The sequence below is a fragment of the Croceicoccus sediminis genome, assembly GCF_007570835.1.
Lineage (GTDB): Bacteria > Pseudomonadota > Alphaproteobacteria > Sphingomonadales > Sphingomonadaceae > Croceicoccus > Croceicoccus sediminis.
This window is the reverse complement of sequence record NZ_SUNC01000003.1, coordinates 298,301-316,920: the sequence shown is the minus strand read 5'-3', so window position 1 is coordinate 316,920 and position 18,620 is coordinate 298,301. Positions and strand designations below refer to the sequence as shown.

Annotated in this window: 22 protein-coding genes; 15 read left to right on the top strand and 7 right to left on the bottom strand. The window is 65.5% G+C overall.

Translation table 11 applies throughout. The features are described 5' to 3' along the window. Positions 1-31 precede the first annotated feature (31 nt). From FAX90_RS12145 to FAX90_RS16840, 3 genes are all read right to left on the bottom strand, one after another. Positions 32-370: a P-II family nitrogen regulator gene (locus tag FAX90_RS12145; protein ID WP_144097668.1), complete on the bottom strand. Its 339-nt coding sequence runs from the start codon at positions 368-370 to the stop codon at positions 32-34. Between the two features lie 324 nt (positions 371-694). After that, positions 695-1,630 (bottom strand): N-acetyl-gamma-glutamyl-phosphate reductase, encoded by a 936-nt coding sequence (gene argC, locus FAX90_RS12140; protein ID WP_144097667.1) that lies wholly within the window; start codon positions 1,628-1,630, stop codon positions 695-697. Positions 1,631-1,634: 4 nt separating this feature from the next. Beyond that, a complete protein-coding gene (locus FAX90_RS16840) occupies positions 1,635-1,976 on the bottom strand; it encodes an SH3 domain-containing protein (RefSeq protein WP_240704889.1) in 342 nt (113 codons plus the stop codon). A gap of 109 nt (positions 1,977-2,085) precedes the next feature. Here FAX90_RS16840 and FAX90_RS12130 point away from each other — a divergent pair, with 109 nt between their 5' ends. After that, positions 2,086-2,595: an MEKHLA domain-containing protein gene (locus FAX90_RS12130; protein ID WP_144097666.1), complete on the top strand. Its 510-nt coding sequence runs from the start codon at positions 2,086-2,088 to the stop codon at positions 2,593-2,595. 24 nt (positions 2,596-2,619) lie between these two features. Here FAX90_RS12130 and FAX90_RS12125 read toward each other — a convergent pair whose 3' ends face one another. Then, a complete protein-coding gene (locus FAX90_RS12125; protein ID WP_144097665.1) occupies positions 2,620-4,005 on the bottom strand; it encodes a leucyl aminopeptidase family protein in 1,386 nt (461 codons plus the stop codon). 31 nt (positions 4,006-4,036) lie between these two features. Between FAX90_RS12125 and FAX90_RS12120 the strand changes: the two genes are divergently transcribed. Both FAX90_RS12120 and map read left to right on the top strand, forming a co-directional pair. Continuing rightward, the gene (locus tag FAX90_RS12120) at positions 4,037-4,894 is read left to right on the top strand and encodes a DUF4163 domain-containing protein (protein WP_240704888.1); all 858 of its coding nucleotides are present in this window, start codon (positions 4,037-4,039) and stop codon (positions 4,892-4,894) included. A gap of 52 nt (positions 4,895-4,946) precedes the next feature. Continuing rightward, on the top strand, positions 4,947-5,774 hold the full coding sequence (map, locus tag FAX90_RS12115; protein ID WP_144097664.1) for a type I methionyl aminopeptidase: 828 nt from the start codon (positions 4,947-4,949) through the stop codon (positions 5,772-5,774). A 156-nt stretch (positions 5,775-5,930) separates the two neighbouring features. On the opposite strand, the gene FAX90_RS12110 is transcribed toward map, so the two are convergent. Continuing rightward, entirely contained in the window at positions 5,931-6,248 is a 318-nt protein-coding gene (locus tag FAX90_RS12110; RefSeq protein ID WP_144097663.1) for a 2Fe-2S iron-sulfur cluster-binding protein, read from the bottom strand. A 133-nt stretch (positions 6,249-6,381) separates the two neighbouring features. On the opposite strand from FAX90_RS12110, the gene FAX90_RS12105 reads away from it, so the two are divergent. Continuing rightward, positions 6,382-6,999 carry a DNA-3-methyladenine glycosylase family protein gene (locus FAX90_RS12105; protein WP_144097662.1) on the top strand — a complete coding sequence of 206 codons (618 nt, stop codon included), beginning with the start codon at positions 6,382-6,384 and terminating at the stop codon, positions 6,997-6,999. Between the two features lie 36 nt (positions 7,000-7,035). On the opposite strand, the gene FAX90_RS12100 is transcribed toward FAX90_RS12105, so the two are convergent. Both FAX90_RS12100 and FAX90_RS12095 read right to left on the bottom strand, forming a co-directional pair. Next, entirely contained in the window at positions 7,036-7,965 is a 930-nt protein-coding gene (locus tag FAX90_RS12100) for a hypothetical protein (RefSeq protein WP_144097661.1), read from the bottom strand. 67 nt (positions 7,966-8,032) lie between these two features. After that, the gene (locus FAX90_RS12095; RefSeq protein WP_144097660.1) at positions 8,033-8,320 is read right to left on the bottom strand and encodes a 4a-hydroxytetrahydrobiopterin dehydratase; all 288 of its coding nucleotides are present in this window, start codon (positions 8,318-8,320) and stop codon (positions 8,033-8,035) included. Positions 8,321-8,397: 77 nt separating this feature from the next. Between FAX90_RS12095 and ccmA the strand changes: the two genes are divergently transcribed. The 11 genes from ccmA (at position 8,398) to FAX90_RS12040 (ending at position 18,533) form a co-directional block, all read left to right on the top strand. Beyond that, positions 8,398-8,994: a heme ABC exporter ATP-binding protein CcmA gene (gene ccmA / locus FAX90_RS12090; protein ID WP_144097659.1), complete on the top strand. Its 597-nt coding sequence runs from the start codon at positions 8,398-8,400 to the stop codon at positions 8,992-8,994. Further along, entirely contained in the window at positions 8,991-9,641 is a 651-nt protein-coding gene (gene ccmB, locus FAX90_RS12085) for a heme exporter protein CcmB (protein WP_144097658.1), read from the top strand. Before ccmA ends, ccmB begins: the two co-directional genes overlap by 4 nt. Positions 9,642-9,709: 68 nt before the next feature. After that, positions 9,710-10,711, top strand: a complete 1,002-nt coding sequence (locus FAX90_RS12080) for a cysteine synthase A (RefSeq protein WP_144097657.1) — start codon at positions 9,710-9,712, stop codon at positions 10,709-10,711. 14 nt (positions 10,712-10,725) lie between these two features. Further along, a complete protein-coding gene (locus FAX90_RS12075) occupies positions 10,726-11,082 on the top strand; it encodes a hypothetical protein (RefSeq protein ID WP_144097656.1) in 357 nt (118 codons plus the stop codon). 3 nt (positions 11,083-11,085) lie between these two features. Continuing rightward, a complete protein-coding gene (locus tag FAX90_RS12070; protein ID WP_144097655.1) occupies positions 11,086-11,853 on the top strand; it encodes a Gldg family protein in 768 nt (255 codons plus the stop codon). Positions 11,854-12,214: 361 nt separating this feature from the next. Then, positions 12,215-12,718, top strand: coding sequence for a division/cell wall cluster transcriptional repressor MraZ (locus FAX90_RS12065; RefSeq protein ID WP_170234971.1), 504 nt, complete (start codon positions 12,215-12,217; stop codon positions 12,716-12,718). Further along, positions 12,715-13,686 carry a 16S rRNA (cytosine(1402)-N(4))-methyltransferase RsmH gene (rsmH, locus tag FAX90_RS12060; protein ID WP_144097654.1) on the top strand — a complete coding sequence of 324 codons (972 nt, stop codon included), beginning with the start codon at positions 12,715-12,717 and terminating at the stop codon, positions 13,684-13,686. The genes FAX90_RS12065 and rsmH overlap by 4 nt, the downstream gene beginning before the upstream one ends. Beyond that, entirely contained in the window at positions 13,683-14,327 is a 645-nt protein-coding gene (locus FAX90_RS12055) for a hypothetical protein (RefSeq protein WP_144097653.1), read from the top strand. Before rsmH ends, FAX90_RS12055 begins: the two co-directional genes overlap by 4 nt. Before the next feature lie 134 nt (positions 14,328-14,461). Beyond that, the gene (locus FAX90_RS12050) at positions 14,462-16,108 is read left to right on the top strand and encodes a peptidoglycan D,D-transpeptidase FtsI family protein (protein WP_240704906.1); all 1,647 of its coding nucleotides are present in this window, start codon (positions 14,462-14,464) and stop codon (positions 16,106-16,108) included. Next, positions 16,108-17,583, top strand: coding sequence for a UDP-N-acetylmuramoyl-L-alanyl-D-glutamate--2,6-diaminopimelate ligase (locus tag FAX90_RS12045; RefSeq protein ID WP_144097651.1), 1,476 nt, complete (start codon positions 16,108-16,110; stop codon positions 17,581-17,583). The genes FAX90_RS12050 and FAX90_RS12045 overlap by 1 nt, the downstream gene beginning before the upstream one ends. Then, the gene (locus FAX90_RS12040; RefSeq protein WP_144097650.1) at positions 17,580-18,533 is read left to right on the top strand and encodes a hypothetical protein; all 954 of its coding nucleotides are present in this window, start codon (positions 17,580-17,582) and stop codon (positions 18,531-18,533) included. The genes FAX90_RS12045 and FAX90_RS12040 overlap by 4 nt, the downstream gene beginning before the upstream one ends. The last annotated feature ends 87 nt before the right edge of the window (positions 18,534-18,620 follow it).

Sequence of the window (18,620 nt, the reverse complement as noted above, 5' to 3'; positions counted from 1 at the left end):
GGATCGGGCCCTGTCAGGCCCGTGGGTTGTCTCAGACCGCGTCGGCGTCGCGTTCGCCGGTGCGGATGCGGATTGCGGTCTCGATCGGGGAGACGAAGATCTTGCCGTCGCCGATACGGCCGGTCTGGGCCGCGCCTGCGATGGCTTCGATCACGCGTTCGGCCATGTCGGTCGTGACGATGACTTCCAGTTTCACCTTGGGAAGGAAGTCGACGACATATTCCGCGCCGCGGTAGAGTTCGGTGTGGCCCTTCTGTCGGCCAAAGCCTTTCGCTTCGGTCACGGTGATGCCGGTAACGCCCACTTCGTGCAGCGCTTCCTTCACCTCGTCGAGCTTGAACGGCTTGATGATCGCTTCGATCTTTTTCACGTCAGTACTTCTTACGCCCCCGCGCTTCGATCCGTGTGCATGGCGCGACCGGTATTATCCATGTCGTCCGGTACGCCGGTGGTCGTTCCCGCCAGAACGAAGCGGCGCAGCCATGCACCAGCCATCGTTAAACAAGAATCGTGCCACCTCTCTAATGCGCGGCAACGTAGGCGATGGAAAAGGGGCGCGAAAGGGGTATTGCGGCAATTGCGAAGGTTTTTGCTGCGCGTTTTGCCGCTTGTGCGAAACGATCCGTCAGCGAAGTTCGTCAAACCGGCAATTTCGTGCCCAAAATTGAGGCTTTGCCCAAAAAACGGGCAGCGATCAGCGGTCCAGACGCAGCCCTGTCGCGGCCGGCAGGCCAGCCATGACGTTGAGGTTCTGAAGCGCCGCGCCGCTGGCCCCCTTGCCCAGGTTGTCGAGCACGGCGACGAGGCGCGCCTGCTCACCCTGCTTGCCGCCGAAGACGTGGAGGTCGAGCCCGTCCCACGGCTGTGCATCCATGGCGAGGGTGATTTCCGTCATCTCCGCTGTTTCCGGCTTTACCGAAACGATCGCGCTACCTTCATAGAAACTGGCAAGCGCATCGCGCAGGTCATCAGGCGTCGAGCCGAGGAAGGCCGAGGCGGGAAGCGCGACTTCGACGATCATGCCGCGGAACGTGGGGACGACCGCAGGCGAGAACAGGGGCGGGCGGACCAGCCCAGCGTGGGCCGCCATTTCGGGCAAGTGCTTGTGCCCGCCGTGCAGCGCATAGCCGAGGAAGGCCGGGGCCGGTTCGCCGCTTTCAAACCGCCCGATCATCGCCTTACCGCCGCCCGAATAGCCGGAGACGGCGTGGCAGCCATAGGGCCAGTCGGCAGGGATAAGCCCCGCGCGCACGAGCGGGGCGACAAGCGCGATGAAACCGGTGGGATAGCATCCCGGATTGGAAACCAGCCGCGCGCCATGAACGGCATCCGTGCCGACGATTTCGGGGAAGCCGTACGTCCAGCCTTCGGCAACCCGGTGTGCGGTCGATGCATCGATTACGCGCGTGCTGTCCCCGCGCAGCATCGCGACCGAGGCGCGGGCTGCATCGTCGGGCAGGCACAGGATCGCGAAGTCCGCCGCGTTCAGCGCGTCGGCGCGCGCGCCGTCATCCTTACGCAAGTCGTCGGGCAGGGTGACGACGGCGAAATCGTCGCGGCTTTCCAGACGTTCGGCAATTTCCAGTCCGGTCGTACCGGCGGCGCCGTCGATGAAAACGCTGGCACCCATCGCCTCAGTCCGCCGTCAGCTGGTCGAGCGCGACGTAGCCCACCGCGCCGTCGCCATCGGCAACGCCCCAGGCCCATCCGCCCGCCATGTCCAGCACGTCGAAGGCGCTGCCTTCGGAAAGTTCGCCCAGCACTTCGGCATCGTCGCGCGCCGCCGACAGCAGCACGCAAGTGGCCGCCAGCCTGTGCGGCATCGGCACCGCGTAGTGCGGCACGAAGACTTCACCGGCCAGCCGGATATGCGCCAGATCGCCGCGCACGGGCAGAACCGCGTCGCGCGCATGGCGTGACGGTCCGGCGAGGGCGAAGCTCTGTGACGCGGGGCTATTGGTGGACTGGCTGGACAATGGTCTTGTATTTCTGGTTTGGAACGAACCGCGGCGCTTAAACCGCGTGACCGGGAAGGGCAACCCGGCAGATGGTCGCAGAGGAAGCTTAAAGGGCGATTGAGAGACGATGGAGCGCAATTACGACCGCGATGCGGACCGCCGGGCGATAGAAGCGCACGCAGGCCTTTCGCGTATCGCCCTCATCGCGGCGAGCCACTTGCGGATCACTGGTCGCCCGCTCGTGCCCGAAGGCGGCGACTTTGCCCACGCGTTATGGCACTTGCCCGCCGTGGTGCTGGCGCACGGGACCGAGGATGACCCGCTGTTCTTCTATGCCAATCGCGCGGCTCTGGACCTGTTTGCCCTGACGGGAGAACAGGTCCTGGCCATGCCATCGCGCCTTTCGGCGGAAATGCCGCTGCGCGAAGAGCGTGAGGCGTTGCTGGCGCGGGTCCGCGCACAAGGTTTTATCGACGATTACGCGGGCATTCGCATCGCATCGGATGGACGCCGTTTCCGGATCAAGGCGGCAACGGTCTGGAACCTCGTCGATCCCGATGGCGTGAACCGCGGACAGGCCGCGACGTTCGAGAGCTGGCAGGACCTTCAGGCAAGGCCCCACCTGCGCGACGAATAGAAGGGCCAGCCGGCCTGAGCAGTCTTAGTCCCGGTATCTTTTCTTCAGCATGTGCCATGCCGCGCGCAGGCCCAGCGCCGCGCCGCCCTTGGGACGGCCCGGTTTTGCTGCAGGACGCCATGCGAACGTGTCGAAATGCGCCCATTCGATCCCGTCGCCGACGAATCGGTCGAGGAACAGGGCGGCCGTCGTCGCGCCGGCGAAACCGCCGCTGGCCGAATTGACCATGTCGGCGATGTCGCTTTTCAGCATGTCGCGATAGCCGTCGTGCAGCGGCAGGCGCCAGCAGGCATCGTCATGGGCAAGCCCCGCGTCCATCAGGTCCTGTGCCGTGTCGTCCTGACGCGTGAACAGGGCGGGCAGGTCCGGCCCCAGCGCCACGCGCGCCGCGCCGGTCAGGGTGGCGAAATCGATGATGAGGCCTGCGCCATCCTCGCTCGCCTTGGTCAGCGCGTCACCAAGCACCAGCCGCCCCTCGGCGTCGGTATTGGTGACTTCGACGGTCAGGCCCTTGCGGCTGGCCAGCACGTCGCCCGGACGGAAGGCATTGCCCGAAATCGCGTTCTCGACCGCGGGGACCAACAAGTGCAGTCGCACTTTCAGACCCTGCCCCATGATGAGCGAGGCGAGGGCGAGAGCATGGGCCGAACCGCCCATGTCCTTCTTCATCAGAGCCATCCCGCTGGTCGGCTTGATGTCGAGCCCGCCCGAATCGAAACACACGCCCTTGCCAACGATCGCGATGCGCGGCGCATCGGCGGGGCCCCATTCCAGTTCGATCAGGCGCGGTGCATGGCTGCGCGCAGCGGCGCGGCCCACGGCGTGCACCATGGGATAGCCCTTTTCCAGCGCGTCGCCGCGCGTGACGGTCAGCTTGGCATCGAATTTCTTGGCAAGGCGCGAGGCCTCCGCCTCAAGCGCCTCGGGGCCCATGTCCTCCGACGGGGTGTTCACCAGGTCGCGGACCAGGTTCACGGCCTCGGCCTCGGCGATCATGCCGTCGATCGCGGCGACGTCCTTGGTCAGCAGGATGCGCGGGCCTTCGGCGTCCTTGTCGTCCTTGTACCGGGTGAAGGCGTATTGCCCGCTCTGCCAGCCGAACAGCGCCGGCCCGGCATCCCCCTTGGCAAGGCGGTAGGTTCCGGCGGGCAGCGTTTCGGCCAGCTTGGCAAGGCACCATGCCGACAGGCTTTCGCTGTCCGCAACGCCGCCGACCGCGAACCATCCATCGCCGTCGGGCACGATGGCCGTCTGGTATCCTTTGCCTGTGAATTTCTGCGCGGAAAGGGTAGCGCGCTGCGAACCGGTCAGTTTCTTCGCCCAGTCGTCGAATCCGTCCTTGTCGACAACGTGGATCGGGGTTGCGTCCTGCCCGCGATCGGGCTGAATGAGTGCGTCTTTGTCTGTCATGACCGTGGCAGTAGCCTTTCGGGAAAACGATATGCGAGCGAAATCTGTGCTGATCGGAACGGCAATGGCCCCGTTCCTGTTCCTAGGCGGCTGTGGTGCGGCGACCGAAGCCCCGTCCAAACAGCCTTCGGCCAGCGCGGTCGCCGAGGCCGATGCGGGCAAGGGCGGCCCGACCGCGAGTGCGACGGCCGACAGCGCGGACGCAGAAGGCTTTTCGCAGAAAGTGAATGCAGGCGGCGATGACGGACGGTTCCAGTTCGAATATTCCTGGCCCGCACAGGTTTCCGCGATCGCGCCGCTCGCCGCCCGCCTCGATGCCGAGCGCGAGGCCGCTTATGCCAAGTGGCGGGGTGAGTGGGACGAGGCACAAGAGGACACGGACATGCCCGACTGCGTCCCGTGCCGCAGTCGCGGCTATGGCAAGGAATGGCAGGTCGTGACCGACTTGCCGCGCTATCTGTCGCTATCGGCCAGTGTCTACACCTACACGGGCGGCGCGCATGGCATGACCGTCTACGACGCGCTGGTCTGGGACCGCGAGAAGGAAGTGGCGGTAAAGCCGATCGACATGTTCCGAAATGCGCAGGCGCTGGACGCGGCGGTGCAGGACGCCTTCTGCGCGCAACTGGACAAGGAACGGGAACGCAAGCGCGGCATGCCGGTAAAACGCAGCGACAAGCCGTTCGACGACTGCATCGCGCCGGTCGCCAATTCGACCGTGATTCTCGGTTCTGCGGGCAAGCAGAGCTTCGACCGCGTGGGCTTCCTGGTCGCGCCCTATAATGCCGGGCCCTATGCCGAAGGGACTTATGAAGTGACGCTGCCGGTCACGCCCGCGCTCATCGATGCGGTGAAGCCGGAATATGTCCGTGCGTTCCAGGTGCGCTGATCTGGTCTGCACCCCCTCGTAAATCGGGGGAAGGGGCGCTACATGGACTGTCATGACCGAATACATGACAGTCGACGAACACGACATGCTGCCGCGCGACGGCACGATCAAGCTGCACGGCGAGGCCGGGTTTCAGGGCATGCGCAAGGCCGGGCGTCTTGCCGCCGAAATTCTCGATGCGATGGTCCCGCTGGTCCAGCCGGGCGTCACGACGGCGCAGATCGATGACGAAGTGCGCCGCCTCACGCTGGCGGCGGGGGCGGTGCCGGCCACGATGGGCTATCGCGGGTATGCCCATTCGTGCTGCATCTCGATCAATCACGTGGTGTGCCACGGTATTCCGGGGCCAAAGACGCTCAAGGAAGGGGATATCCTCAACATCGACGTGACCCCGATGCTGGATGGCTGGCACGGCGACACCAGTCGCATGTTCATCGTGGGCGATGCCCCGCTGAAAGCGAAAAAGCTGGTCGAGGTGACTTACGAATGCCTGATGATCGGCATCGAAAAGGCCAAGCCCGGCAACCGGCTGGGCGATATCGGTGCGGCGATCCAGAAATACGCCGAAAGTCACCGTTACGGCGTTGTGCGCGATTTCTGCGGGCACGGTCTTGGCCGCCTGTTCCACGATGCACCCGAAGTGATCCACGCCGGTCGTCCCGGCACCGGACCTGAATTGAAGCCCGGCATGTTCTTCACGATCGAGCCGATGATCAACCTTGGCAAGCCTTCGGTGAAGCTTTTGGAAGATGGCTGGACCGCGGTGACGCGGGACCGTTCGCTTTCGGCGCAGTTCGAACATTCGATCGGCATCACCGAAACCGGGTGCGAGATCTTTACCGAAAGCCCCACGGGCCTGCACAAGCCGCCCTACGTCTAAGGGGCGGAGCGAACCTTTGTCGGCGCCGTTTCGTGCTTCGCGCGGAAACGCCTGACCAAAAAGAGATGCCCCAAAAAAGAGATTGCCCCGGCGCTGCGCGGCACCGGGGCTTCTCTCCTCTCCGAACTCGTATGCGGCCAGTTTGCCGCGTCGCGCTCAGTCTTCCGGCGCGATAGTAACCTTGAGACCGTCCATTTCCGCGTTCAGCGGAATCTGGCAGGAAAGTCGCGAGTTCTCGTTGCGATGGTCCGAACTGTCAAGCAGATCGTCCTCGTCCTCACTCACTTCCGGAAGCTTGTCCTTGAATGCGGGGTCGACATAGACGTGGCACGTGGCACACGAACAGCAACCGCCGCACAGCGCGAGGAGTTCGTCGAACCCGTTGTCGCGGATCGCTTCCATGACCGTCAGGCCATCATCCGCCTCGACGGTGGATTCGGTTCCTTCACGATTCACGACGATCAGCTTTGGCATTGGTTCTCGCTTGTCCTTCGCTTACGGATCGCCTTGAAAGCGGATCCGCCAATCTCTTGGCGGGGGCTGCTACTGACTGAAAGTGCAAATGGCAAGCTTTCAGTGAAACATCAGGCAAGCTGAGGGCGCATTCTTGGGACTTTCTCGAAAGCAGTTGAAGCAAGGTCTCGACGCGATTGCCGCGATCGAACCGGCGATGGCGCGCGCGCTGGACCGTGTCGGCTATCCCGATGAACGCATCCGCGACCGGGGCTATCGCACGATGCTGCGCACCATCGTGGGTCAGCAAGTATCGGTCGCCGCTGCCGATTCGGTCTGGCGAAAACTGGAAGACCTTCTGGGCGATACGATCCCGCCCGAAGAACTCCTGGCCAGTGAATTCGACGCGCTGCGCAGCTGCGGCCTTTCGCGGCAGAAACAGGGCTATGCCCGCTCGCTGTGCGAACTGGTGCTGGCAGGCGACGTCGATTTCGAAAATCTGCCCGCCGATGATGAAGCGGCGATTGCCGCGCTGACCCGGATCAAGGGCATCGGGCGCTGGTCGGCGGAAATATACCTGCTGTTCGCCGAAGGGCGGCAGGACATCTGGCCCGCCGGCGACCTTGCCGTGCAGGTCGGCATGGGCAAGCTGCTGGACCTGTCGGAACGGCCGGGCGAGAAGGAAACGCGCGACCTGGCCGAAGGCTGGCGCCCCCATCGCGGCGCGGCGGCGGTGTTCATCTGGCACTATTACCAGAACGCGGCGCTTTGATCCCTGGCGGCTGGAACGGGCGAAGGCCCGGGCCGGTCAGCTTCCCGCGACGCTGAACCGTTTGAAGAAACCCTTGGCCTTCGCATCGGGGATTTCGGCGGTCATGCCGTATTCGCCTTTTTCCAGGTCGACCTTGAAATAGCCGGTCGATCCCTCGGGCATGTCGTGAATGCCGCCGACGAATTTCGCTGGCGCGGGCGTCTGCTGGCCGTCGACCGGAAAGAAATCGGGCCAGCGCGCTGCCGCTTCGACATCGGTATCGGCGTCCATGCGAAACAGGTGCACGTCATGCCCGACGAAATCGTTGTAGAGCTGCTGCTGGACGAATTCGACGCGGACCGAGTTTTCGCCCGGCACGAATGCGCCGTCGGTAATCCGGTATCCATCGTTATCCAGGGCCAGCGTAACGTTGGCATCGGGCTCCGCCATGCCGCCGTCTTCGGGCAGGACCGTCAGCGGCAGGACCATGCCCAGTTCGCCCGGTTCCGGGTTGAAGTTGTGCTGCACCCCGTTCGATTTGACATAGCATTCGACGATGTAATTGCCGGGCGTAAGGAACATCGTCGCCTCTCCGGTCACGCCGTCGGACATCATGCCCGGTCCGCCCATGTATTCGATATCGGCCAGCCACGCCGGAAAGGTCGATGCGATCTGCGCGGCCTTGTCGGTATCGCCCGCGATCATCGCCGTCAGGCTGGCCTGTATCGGGCGCACGACCTGCTCGTCCAGCATCTGCGCGGTCACCCCTTCGGGCAGGCGATAGACAAGGCCGTGATGCGTCATCCCGCCGGAATTGTTGATGCGCACCGTGGTCCAGCCCGACTGGATCGTGTCCGGCCCGACGAATTTCAGCCCCTCTACGTCGAGTTTCAGGACGTTTTCGGCCGGTTCCGCCGGTTCGGGCGCGGGCGCGCCGCAAGCGGCAAGGCCAAACGCCAACAACGTTGCGGTGATGATGCGATGCATGGTCCACTTCCCCTCAATGGAGCGGGAAGTTGAACAGATCAGCGCCGCCGAGGCAAATCGCGCGCCTTCAGAGCAATCCCGCGATGGCGTTCGCGAGGTCGATGTCGCGCTGCGATACGCCGTCCGCGTCGTGCGTAGTCAACGTGATTTCGACCCGGTTGTAGACGTTGAACCATTCGGGATGATGGTCCGCCTTTTCGGCCAGGATCGCCACCTTCGTCATGAAGCCGAAAGCCTCGACGAAATCGTCAAATGCGAACTTGCGTTCTATCGCCAGCATGTCGGCGCGCAGGTCCCATCCGTTAAGATCGGCCACCGCTGCGTGGAGTGCTTTGCCTTCGATCCGTGACACCATGGTCGCCCCTCTTCGCTGTTTCTTGTTCGATGCTGCAACTTGGCAGGTCCTGCGCGATCCCATAGGGCAGCGTTTCGATGATTGCGACCCGCCCCTTTATCCGCGCGAACGACATTGCCTGCCGCCGGGGCGAACGGCTGCTGTTCGCGCGCCTGTCGCTGGCGGTGGAGGCGGGCGAGGCGTTGCACCTTGCCGGGGCGAACGGCATCGGCAAATCCAGCCTGATGCGGATTCTTGCCGGGCTGATGCGCCCCTTTGCCGGAGAGGTGGAGCGCGAAGGCGCGATGGCCCTGCTGGATGAACGCCCTGCGCTGGACACGCATCTGCCGCTGGGCCGCGCGCTCGATTTCTGGCGGGAGGTCGATGCGACGCCCGCTGACCGGCTGGACACGGTGCTGTCGGCGGTAGGCCTGCACGACCTGCTCGATGTGCCGGTGCGTTACCTGTCGACGGGGCAGAGAAAACGCGCCGCTCTGGCCCGCACGCTGGCGCAGGGCGCGCCGATCTGGCTATTGGACGAACCGTTGAACGGGCTGGACACGGCCTCGGTGGCGGTGGTTGAAAAGCTGGTGGCGCAGCATTGCGCCGACGGCGGCCTGTGCGTGCTGGCTTCGCACCAGCCGGTTGCCGTTCCGGGGCTGAAGCGGCTCGAACTGGCGGAATTCGTCGTATGATCTGGCCGATCCTGAAACGCGATGTCGTGCTGCTGCTGGGTGGCGGACGCAGGGGCGGGGCGCTGCTGCCGATCCTGTTCTTTCTGGCAGTCGCCATGCTCTATCCCTTTGCCGTGGGGCCGGACGCGAAATTGCTGGCGCGCACGGGCGGGGGCGTCGTCTGGGTGGCGGCGCTGCTGGCCGCGATCCTGCCGCTGGACCGGCTGGTCGAACCCGATCTTGAGGCTGGCTTCTTCGACCAGTGGGCCTTGCGCGGACTGGCAGAGGAGTGGCTTTGCGCGGTTCGCATTTTCGCCCACTGGCTGTGCTTTGCCGTGCCGCTGATGCTGGCAACGCCGATCGCTGCGGTGCTGCTGGGCCTCTCGGGCGAGCAATTGCTGACGCTGGAACTGGGCCTTTTGGCGGGCACGCCGGGGCTCGCGGCGCTGGGCGTGGCGGTGGCGGCGGTGACGGCGGGCCTGCGCGGCGGTGCGGCGCTGGCCGGTTTGCTGATCCTGCCGCTGGCGGTGCCGCTGCTGATCTTCGGTGCGGGCAGCCTGTCGACGGGCGGAGAAGGCGGCCTTGCCCTGACGGCTGCGGCCAGTCTCGTGCTCGTCGCGCTGTGCCCCTTCGCCGCAGGTGCAGCCCTGCGCGCTGCCAGAGAGTAGGGCGAATAAGCCGCACAAGCTTTTCTTCATTGCCCCGACAGGTTTCGCGTCCTACCTCTCGCGGCATAATGAAGACGCTACCCGATACACTCTCCCTCATCGGCAATACGCCGCTCGTCCGTCTCGAAGGGCCCAGCAAGGCTGCTGGCTGCGACATCTTTGGCAAGTGCGAATTTGCGAACCCCGGCGCATCGGTAAAGGACCGTGCGGCGCTGTGGATCGTGCGCGACGCGGAAAAGCGCGGTGTGCTGAAGCCGGGGGGCACCATTGTCGAAGGTACGGCAGGCAATACCGGCATCGGCATTGCGCTGGTTGCCAATGCGCTCGGCTACAAGACCGTGATCGTCATGCCCGAAACGCAAAGCCGGGAGAAGATGGACACGCTGCGTGCGCTGGGTGCGGAGCTGGTGACGGTTCCGGCCGCGCCGTTCTCGAACCCCGGTCACTTCGTCCACACCTCGCGCCGCATCGCCGAAGAAACGCCGAACGCGGTCTGGGCCAACCAGTTCGATAATATCGCCAATCGCCGCTCGCACATCGATTCCACCGCGCCCGAAATCTGGGACCAGATGGAAGGCCGCATCGACGGCTTTACTTGCGCGGTCGGAACCGGCGGCACGCTGGCGGGCGTGGGCATGGGGCTGAAGGAAAAGGACGAGAACGTCACCATCGCCCTGTCCGACCCGCACGGCGCGGCGCTTTACGAATATTACGCCCATGGCGAGCTGAAGTCCGAAGGATCGTCGGTCGCCGAAGGCATCGGGCAGGGGCGCATTACCGCCAACCTCGAAGATGCGCCGGTCGATACGCAGTTCCGCATCTCGGACGAGGAAGGGCTTGAGTGGGTTCGCCGCCTGCTGGCCGAAGAAGGCCTGTGCCTCGGTCTATCGAGCGGGATCAACGTGGCCGGCGCGGTTCTTCTGGGCCGCATGCTGACCGAGAAGCACGGCCGCCCCGCGCGCGTCGCCACGATCCTGTGCGACACCGGCTTCCGATACTTGTCCAGCCTCTACAATGCGGAGTGGCTGGAGAATAAGGGCCTGCCCGTCTTCCCCTGGCTGAAGGCTTGAGGGGAGGCAGGGTCATGGCCTCGCGCATCACCACTTCCCGGTCGTCGGGCCTGATGGGCACAAAGGAAGAGGCGATGTATCGGCTGAAGGTCGGCGTCGGCGGGCTGCTGGTCGTCCTCCTTATCGTCGCTATCGCCAGTTCGATCCTGCAGACCGCGCAGCAGGCTGACGATCCGTCCATGCAGGCCGCGAATGAGCAGGGGAACGAACCGGCCAATGACCCGCTGGTCGATATCGGCGTCGCACCTGAACTTCCCGGCGATCAGCAACAGCAGCAAATGCAGCAGCAGCCGATCATCGTCCCCGACCTGCCCGCGGACCAGATCCCGCCGGACGTCGTCGACGAGAGCCTGCCCCAGACGGGGCAATAAGCCGTGAGATTCGCAAGCGCCCATGCCGCCATCGCTCTGGCCGCACTCGCTCTCACCGCCTGTTCGACCCAGCCTGCCGACCCGGCAACGCACCCCAGTAGCGAAGGAGTGGTCGCTCCGGCCGAAAAGCGCGAGCCGCTGCTGCTCTTCACCAGCCTGCCGATCTACTGGTCCGAGGGCGGGGTAGGGGACTTGCTGTCATCCACCGCGCCGGTCCACTGGGCACGCACTGCGCTCGAAACCCGGTACGATCTGACCCCGCTCGACACGCTGACCGCGCTTCCCGAAAATGGCGTCCTGCTGATGGCACAGCCCCGCGCGCTTTCAGGCGATGAAAACGTCGCGCTGGACGATTTCGTGCGCAGGGGCGGGCGCGTCGTGATGATCGTCGATCCCATGCTGGATGTGCATTCCGCCTACGGGTTCGGGGATCGCCGCCGTCCCGAGGCGATTTCCATGCTGTCCCCGATCCTGGGTCGCTGGGGGCTGCGGCTGGTCCATGACGATCGTGAGGCGCACGAGGCAAGCTGGAACGGCGTGACCATCCCGGTCGAGGAAGGCGGGCTTTTCGAACTGACCGACACCGGCCACGACAGCCGCTGCCACCTTTCTTCGGGCGGCCTTGTCGCGCGGTGCAATGTGGGTGCGGGCAAGGTCATGCTGCTGGCCGATGCGACTTTCCTTGCCGACGGGGATCATGCGGGACAGGCCGCCGACACGGTGCTGTTCGACCTGATCGACGCTGCCAGTACGCCGCCATCGGCCCCCTGAACTGGGGAAAGCGCGGGCACGGCGCCGCGATTCGGGGAAAGCACGGGACTTTTGCGGGACGAGTGCCCGATTCTTCCGGGAAAACACGGGATTGCGGTTGAATCGAGGCCATAAATACGCGATTCTGCAGGCATGAAAAGGACGCGCGAACTACGGATTCCCTACGGTTCCACAGGTTGAAACGTATTTTCCCGTAATTTCCCCTTTCATCCCCGATAAGTCCGAGGTATTACTTCCATCATTCATGGAACGCATGATTTGCCGCGCCCGCAGGGGGCGTGCCGGGCAGCGCTAGGGCGCGGCCAGGTGCGGGGGAGACGTGTGTTCCGCGGGGATCAATTTTTAAAGTTTCGGGGATCACGTGGCGGGACGGCCATTCAGCTATCGAGGGCAGGGCTTTTCGCTTCGCGGCGAAAAGGGTCGCCTCGTGCTGCCCCCCTCGTTCCGCAAGGTCGTCCGCGACAGCTCGCACGACACCAAGGTCCTGTGCATCGCAAAACATGAACGCTGGGACTGCCTGACCGGCTTCGGCCTGTCCCGCATGGACGAGCTGGAAGAACAGCTCGACCGCGAGGAAGAACGCGCGATCCGCCTTGAAAAGGACTTCGACCGCGATACCCGCTCGGCTCAGCTCTACGGTTTCATGGAAGTGCCGTTCGACGATTCGGGCCGCTTCATCGTGCCCGAATACCTCGCCGAACTCGGCGGGCTGGAAGACCAGGTCTTCTTCCAGGGCGGCGGTGCGTTCTTCACGATCTGGAACCCGGCAAAGCTCATGGAAATGGGTGACGACTGGGCCGCGGCCAAGGCGGCGTGCAAGGCGCTGATGGCCGATGCCGACAAGCCCAAGCGAGGCCGCAAGTGAGCGCCGCCCCGCACATTCCCGTCCTTCTCGATGAAGTGGTCGAGGCTCTCGACCCCAAGCCCGGCAGCGTCATCATCGACGCGACGTTCGGCGCGGGCGGCTATACCCGTGCGCTGCTCGAAGCCGGGGCCACTGTCCACGGCTTCGATCGTGATCCCGACGCGATCGCCGCCGCTCGCCAGTGGGAAGAGACTGCGGGGGACAACCCGCGCCTTGTGCTCCACCCCCGCCGCTTTTCCGAAATGCTCGACGCGATGCACGAAGCCGGTGTGGCGGCCGTGGATGGAGTCGTCATGGATATCGGCGTTTCCTCGATGCAGCTTGACCAGCCGGGACGCGGCTTTGCCTTCTCGTCCGACGGCCCTCTCGACATGCGCATGAGCCAGGAAGGCGAAAGCGCGGCCGATTTCCTGAACACCGCGCCAGAGGAAACGATCGCCGACGTCCTGTTCCAGTATGGCGAGGAACGCCAGTCGCGCCGCGTGGCCCGTGCCATCGTTGCCGCGCGCCCGCTGGAAACGACCGGACAGCTCGCCCATGTCGTGCGCAAGGCGCTGGGCTATCGCCCCGGCGCGCCGAAGGATCCGGCCACCCGCAGCTTTCAGGCCATCCGCATCCACGTGAACGGCGAACTGGACGAACTGGAAGCCGCGCTTTCCGCGTCCGAGGCGCTGCTGACCGAAGGCGGCCGCCTTGCCGTCGTCAGCTTTCACAGCCTTGAGGACCGCATCGTGAAGCGGTTCCTGCGCGATGCGTCCAATTCGGGCGCGGCACCGTCGCGCCACATGCCCGACGTCGGCCCCGCGCATCAGCCGGTTTTTCGCAAGCCTGCCAAGGCCGTCCGTGCCGGCAAGACCGAGCTTGACCGCAACCCCCGCGCACGGTCCGCCGTGCTGCGTTCCGCCATTCGCACTGCCGAACCCGCCCGCTCCCCCAAAGGCCCCGACGCCGAGAGGATTTCCGCATGACCAACCGCGCCCGACTGCATTCCCTGCTCTGGACCGGTGCGGTTGCGCTCGCGCTTGCTTTCGCACTGGCGCTGACGCTGCAGGTGAAAGCCGTGAACAGCGAAATCGCGGAAACGGAAAAGGCGATTCTTGCCGCGAAACAGCGGATCGCGGTGCTGGAAACCGAATTCCAGACCCGTGCGCGCCAGCAGCAGCTGGTCCGCTGGAACGAGGTGGAGTTTGGCTATGTCGCGCCCAAGGCCAGCCAGTTCCTCGACGGTCAGGCACAGCTCGCCATGCTGGGCAAGCCGGTCGACATCATCGAAAGCGCGCCGATCCGCATGGCCGACGCCGCCGAGGCCGTGGCCCAGGGCGACGAGGCAGCCGCCCCCGTCCGCATGGCGAGCGCCGAGACCGCGCCTGCCCCAGTCAAGCTGAAGGGCGATCCCGAAAAGGCCAAGGCGGACCTGCCGGTGCGCCTTGCCGCCGCCGACGCGCCCCGGATGATGCGACAGCTGGTCGCGCGTGACACAGGGCGTGACATCGGGCGCGATACGGTCCGCGACGCGGCCAAGCCCGCCGCGAAGCAAGAGAAGGAACGCGCCGCTGCATCCTTTGCAGAACGGTTCGACATCGACTCCGTGATCGGAGAACAGCGCTAATGGCATCGATACCGCTCGGAACGGCCCAGGGCCTGACCGGGCCAGCCAACCGGCACCGCGCACGGCAGGCATCGCCGCAGGCGTCCCACGCATCGCCGGGACGCCGTGCGGATCTTCGCGCTTCCACCCTGACGATGGCCCGCAAGCGCGTTGCCCTGATCGCGTTCGGCTTCGCGCTGGCGACGGCCGTGCTGGTCCTGCGCGTCGCGATGATGGGCGTCTTCGGCGGCACCGGCGGCTTTACGCCCGCGGGAGACGCGCTGCTGCCCGATCGCGGCATGATCGTCGATCGCAACGGCGTGCCGCTGGCCCGCGATTTCAAGTCCTATGCCCTGTGGTTCAACCCCAAGGCGATGGAAGGCGGCGAACCGCTGACCCGTCCGGCGGGCGAAGTCGCCGCGCGGCTGGTCGATATTTTCCCCGACATGGACGAGGCGGACCTCGAACGCCGCCTGGCATCGGGCAAGGGCCAGTATTTGCGCCGCCGCATCCTTCCCGAAGAGGCGAACCGCGTCTTCGAAATCGGTGAACCGGCCCTGTCGCCGCCTGCAGAGCCCAGCCGTTACTACCCCGAAGGCAACCTTGCCGCCCACGTGCTCGGCTATGTCGGCGCGGACGGTAAGGGGCATGTCGGCATGGAAGAGGTGTTCAACACTTCGCTGACCGACCCTTCGACCCGCGGTACCGAACAGGTTCTGGCCATCGACTCGCGCGTTCAGGCCGCGCTTGAGGACGAACTGCTGCGCGGCATGGGGCTTGCCCAGGCCAAGGGCGCGGGCGGCATCGTGCTGGACGTCGATACCGGCGAAGTCGTCGCGCTTGCCTCCTTGCCCAGCTTCGATCCCAATCACATCGACCAGAAGGGCATGGAGCTGATGTTCAACCGGGTGACGAACCAGGTCTATGAACTGGGTTCCACCTTCAAGCCGCTGGCCGTCGCCGCCGCGATCGACGCGGGCGTCGTCACCAACCTTGCCAAGACCTATCCCGCCGGAAAACCGCTGCGCGTGGGCCGCTTCTCGATCCGCGACAGCCACACGATCGGCCAGAACATCAACGTTCCCGAAATCCTGATCCATTCGTCCAACATCGGCACCGCGCAGATCGCGGACGAACTGGGCAGCGTGCGGATGAAGCGTACGATGGAACGGCTGGGCTTCAATGAACGCCCCTATATCGAACTGCCCGCCCGCGGCTTCCCGATCTGGCGCAGCGGCGAATGGCCGCGCCTGACGACGATGACGGTGTCCTATGGCCACGGCATCGCGGTGACCCCGCTGCATCTGGCCAGCGCCTATGCCGCGATGGTCAACGGCGGCATCTGGCGTCCCGCCACGCTGAAGAAGCTTTCGCCCGACGAGGTGCCCGAGGGCCGCCGCGTGTTCAAGGAATCGACCAGCGCCCGCATGCGCCAGCTGTTGCGCCTGATCGTCACCGACGGCACGGGGCGCAAGGCCGACGCGCCCGGTTTCCGCCTGGGCGGCAAGACCGGTTCGGCCGAAAAGCCGGGTGACGGCGGATACCGGCGTACCTCGCTCGTCACCACGTTCGCCTCGGCCTTTCCGATGGACAACCCGCGCTATGTCGTCATCACGATGTACGACGAGCCCAAGGGCACGGCGGCCACCAGCTATCAGCGTACGGCAGCCTGGAATGCGGCCGCCGCGGTTGGCCGCATCGTCCCCCGCATCGGCCCGATGCTGGGCATCTATCCTGACGAAAATCGCGAGATCGACCTGTCGGACGTGCGTCCGCTGCTCGAAAAAGGGGGAGCTCACTGATGAAGCTCTCCACGCTTGCCGAACGCGCCGGTCTGACGGCTTCGGGCGATGCCGATGTCACCGGTTTCGCCATCGACAACCGCAAGGTCGCGCCCGGCACCGTGTTCGGCGCGTTTCAGGGCAGCACCGTCAATGGCGAGGATTTCATTCCCGCCGCGATTCGAGACGGCGCCGTGGCCGTCGTCGCCCGTCCCGAGGCGCATGTCGAAGGCGCGATCCACATCGCCGATGCCGATCCGCGCCGCGCCTTTGCCATGCTGGCCGCGGGCTTCTTCACCCCAACGCCGCGCACCGTGGTTGCCGTCACCGGCACCAACGGCAAGACAAGCACGGTGGAAATGACGCGCCAGATCTGGCGCATGTGCGGGAATTCGGCGGCGTCCATCGGTACGCTGGGCGTCACCACGCCCGATGCCAGCGTTTCGACCGGGCTGACCACGCCCGACATCGTGACCTTCCTGTCGAACATGACCGGCCTCGCCCGCGAAGGGGTGACCCACGTCGCCTACGAAGCGTCGAGCCACGGGCTTTCGCAATACCGCAACGAAGGGCTGCAGGTCGCTGCAGGCGCCTTCACCAACCTTTCCCGCGACCATCTGGATTATCACGCCGACATGGAGGCCTACTTCGCCGCCAAGATGCGCCTCTTCGACGAGGTCGTGTCGGACGGTGGATCGGCCGTGATCTGGATGGACGATCCGCGCTCCGGCGCGGTCTGCGAACATGCGACACGGCGGGGTCTTCGCGTGTTCGAAGTGGGCGAGCAGGCGGACGCCGCGGACAACGGCATCCGCCTGCTTGAACGCACGCCGACCGAACTGGGCCAAGTGCTGAAGCTTTCCTGCATGGGAGAGGAATACAAGGTCTCGCTGCCCTTGATCGGGGCCTATCAGGCGGCCAACGCGCTTGTCGCGGCGGGCCTCGTGCTGGCGACCGCTGACGATGCAGGGCCGGGCGCGAAGCAGGTCTTCGACGCGCTGTCCCGGCTTCAGCCGGTGCGCGGGCGGCTGGAACGTGCGGCGATCAACCGTGCGGGCGCGCCGGTCTATGTCGACTATGCCCACACGCCCGACGCGCTGGAGGCGGTGATTTTCGCGCTGCGTCCGCATGTGAAGGGCAGGCTCATCACCGTATTCGGCGCGGGCGGGGACCGGGACACCGGCAAGCGCGCGCCCATGGGCGAAATCGTTTCGGCCCATTCGGACGTGGCCATCGTGACGGACGACAACCCGCGGGGCGAAGACCCGGCGGGTATTCGCGCCGCGATCGTTGCCGGGGCAGGCAACGCGGACAACATCACGGAAATTGCGGGCCGGCGCGACGCTATCGCCGCCGCAGTGAAGCAGGCGGGCCGGGGCGACATCGTCCTGCTTGCCGGCAAGGGGCATGAACAGGGGCAGATCATTGGACGTGGGGAGAACACCCAGGTCCATCCTTTTGACGACGTAACCGTAGCAAGGGAATGTGCAGCATGAGCGCTCAGCCAGTACCCACCGCCACCCGCCGCGCCATCATCGAGGAAAGCGATGGCACCGCCTATCGCACCTTATGGCGCGCACACACGGTCGCCCTGTCCACCGGCGGTGAAGCGCACGGCGACTTCGCGGCCCATTCCATCGCGATGAGCCCGGCCAAGGTCGTGCCCGGCGCGCTGTACTTCGCTCGCGGCGAAGTCGATGCCGTTGCCGCGCTTGCCCGCGGCGCCGTCGGCGTCGTCAGCACGCGCCCGGTGCGCGGGCCGCACGTCCTCGTGGCCGACATCGACGAGGCGCTGGCCCGTCTGGCCCGCGCGGCCCGGTCGCGCGCCCGCGCAACGATCATCGCCCATGCGGGTCTTGCCGGAACGCCGGTCGGACGCTCGATCTTCACCGCTCTCAACATGGCGAGCCGGGGGCTGGCGCTGAAGGCGACCATGGAAGACGGCCTCGACGCCGCGCTTGCCGGTCTTGCCGCCGATCGCAGCCACGCGGTCTTCGATGTCGACGCATGCCCCTCGATCGAACGGCTTCGCCCGCACATCTTCGTCGGCGGACGCGAGCTTGACCGCGCCGCGGGTATCCGCGCGGGTGCCGGCCTTCAGGCAGGCGGCGCTGCGGTGCTGCCAGCCGATAACCCCGATTTCGCCTGCTGGCGCGCCGCCGCGCTGGACGCCGGCGCGCAAGTCTACGGTTACGGGCGCAAGGCCAGTGCCGATATCTGCCTGCTCGACGCTGTCGGCGGTTTCGACGGTGGCTGGCTGGTGACGGCAGAGATGATGGGGCAGCGCATGTGCTTTGCGCTTGGCGATCATTTCGGCGATGCCTGTGCTTCGCTGGCCGTGTTCGGTGCGATGCGCGCTGCCGGGGCCTCGATGGGATGCGGTGCGCTCGTGTTGCAGTCCGCCGGTTCGACGGATCGTGCCATGCCCACGGCGGTTGCGGTGTGATGTCGCCCTTTCCCCGGTCCCACTGGGGAAAGCAAGGGCGGCCCGCTTCACAAGGCGGGCCGCTTCGCGCATGGCAGGACTACGCGT

Excerpts from the sequence above, each read along its gene's own strand:
- argC (WP_144097667.1), bottom strand. The coding sequence starts at position 1,630 with ATGGGTGCCAGCGTTTTCATCGACGGCGCCGCCGGTACGACCGGACTG.
- FAX90_RS12130 (WP_144097666.1), top strand. The coding sequence starts at position 2,086 with ATGGAGCGCAATTACGACCGCGATGCGGACCGCCGGGCGATAGAAGCG.
- FAX90_RS12125 (WP_144097665.1), bottom strand. The coding sequence starts at position 4,005 with ATGACAGACAAAGACGCACTCATTCAGCCCGATCGCGGGCAGGACGCA.
- FAX90_RS12120 (WP_240704888.1), top strand. The coding sequence starts at position 4,037 with ATGCGAGCGAAATCTGTGCTGATCGGAACGGCAATGGCCCCGTTCCTG.
- map (WP_144097664.1), top strand. The coding sequence starts at position 4,947 with ATGACCGAATACATGACAGTCGACGAACACGACATGCTGCCGCGCGAC.
- FAX90_RS12110 (WP_144097663.1), bottom strand. The coding sequence starts at position 6,248 with ATGCCAAAGCTGATCGTCGTGAATCGTGAAGGAACCGAATCCACCGTC.
- FAX90_RS12100 (WP_144097661.1), bottom strand. The coding sequence starts at position 7,965 with ATGCATCGCATCATCACCGCAACGTTGTTGGCGTTTGGCCTTGCCGCT.
- FAX90_RS12095 (WP_144097660.1), bottom strand. The coding sequence starts at position 8,320 with ATGGTGTCACGGATCGAAGGCAAAGCACTCCACGCAGCGGTGGCCGAT.
- ccmA (WP_144097659.1), top strand. The coding sequence starts at position 8,398 with ATGATTGCGACCCGCCCCTTTATCCGCGCGAACGACATTGCCTGCCGC.
- ccmB (WP_144097658.1), top strand. The coding sequence starts at position 8,991 with ATGATCTGGCCGATCCTGAAACGCGATGTCGTGCTGCTGCTGGGTGGC.
- FAX90_RS12080 (WP_144097657.1), top strand. The coding sequence starts at position 9,710 with ATGAAGACGCTACCCGATACACTCTCCCTCATCGGCAATACGCCGCTC.
- FAX90_RS12075 (WP_144097656.1), top strand. The coding sequence starts at position 10,726 with ATGGCCTCGCGCATCACCACTTCCCGGTCGTCGGGCCTGATGGGCACA.
- FAX90_RS12055 (WP_144097653.1), top strand. The coding sequence starts at position 13,683 with ATGACCAACCGCGCCCGACTGCATTCCCTGCTCTGGACCGGTGCGGTT.
- FAX90_RS12050 (WP_240704906.1), top strand. The coding sequence starts at position 14,462 with ATGGCCCGCAAGCGCGTTGCCCTGATCGCGTTCGGCTTCGCGCTGGCG.
- FAX90_RS12045 (WP_144097651.1), top strand. The coding sequence starts at position 16,108 with ATGAAGCTCTCCACGCTTGCCGAACGCGCCGGTCTGACGGCTTCGGGC.
- FAX90_RS12040 (WP_144097650.1), top strand. The coding sequence starts at position 17,580 with ATGAGCGCTCAGCCAGTACCCACCGCCACCCGCCGCGCCATCATCGAG.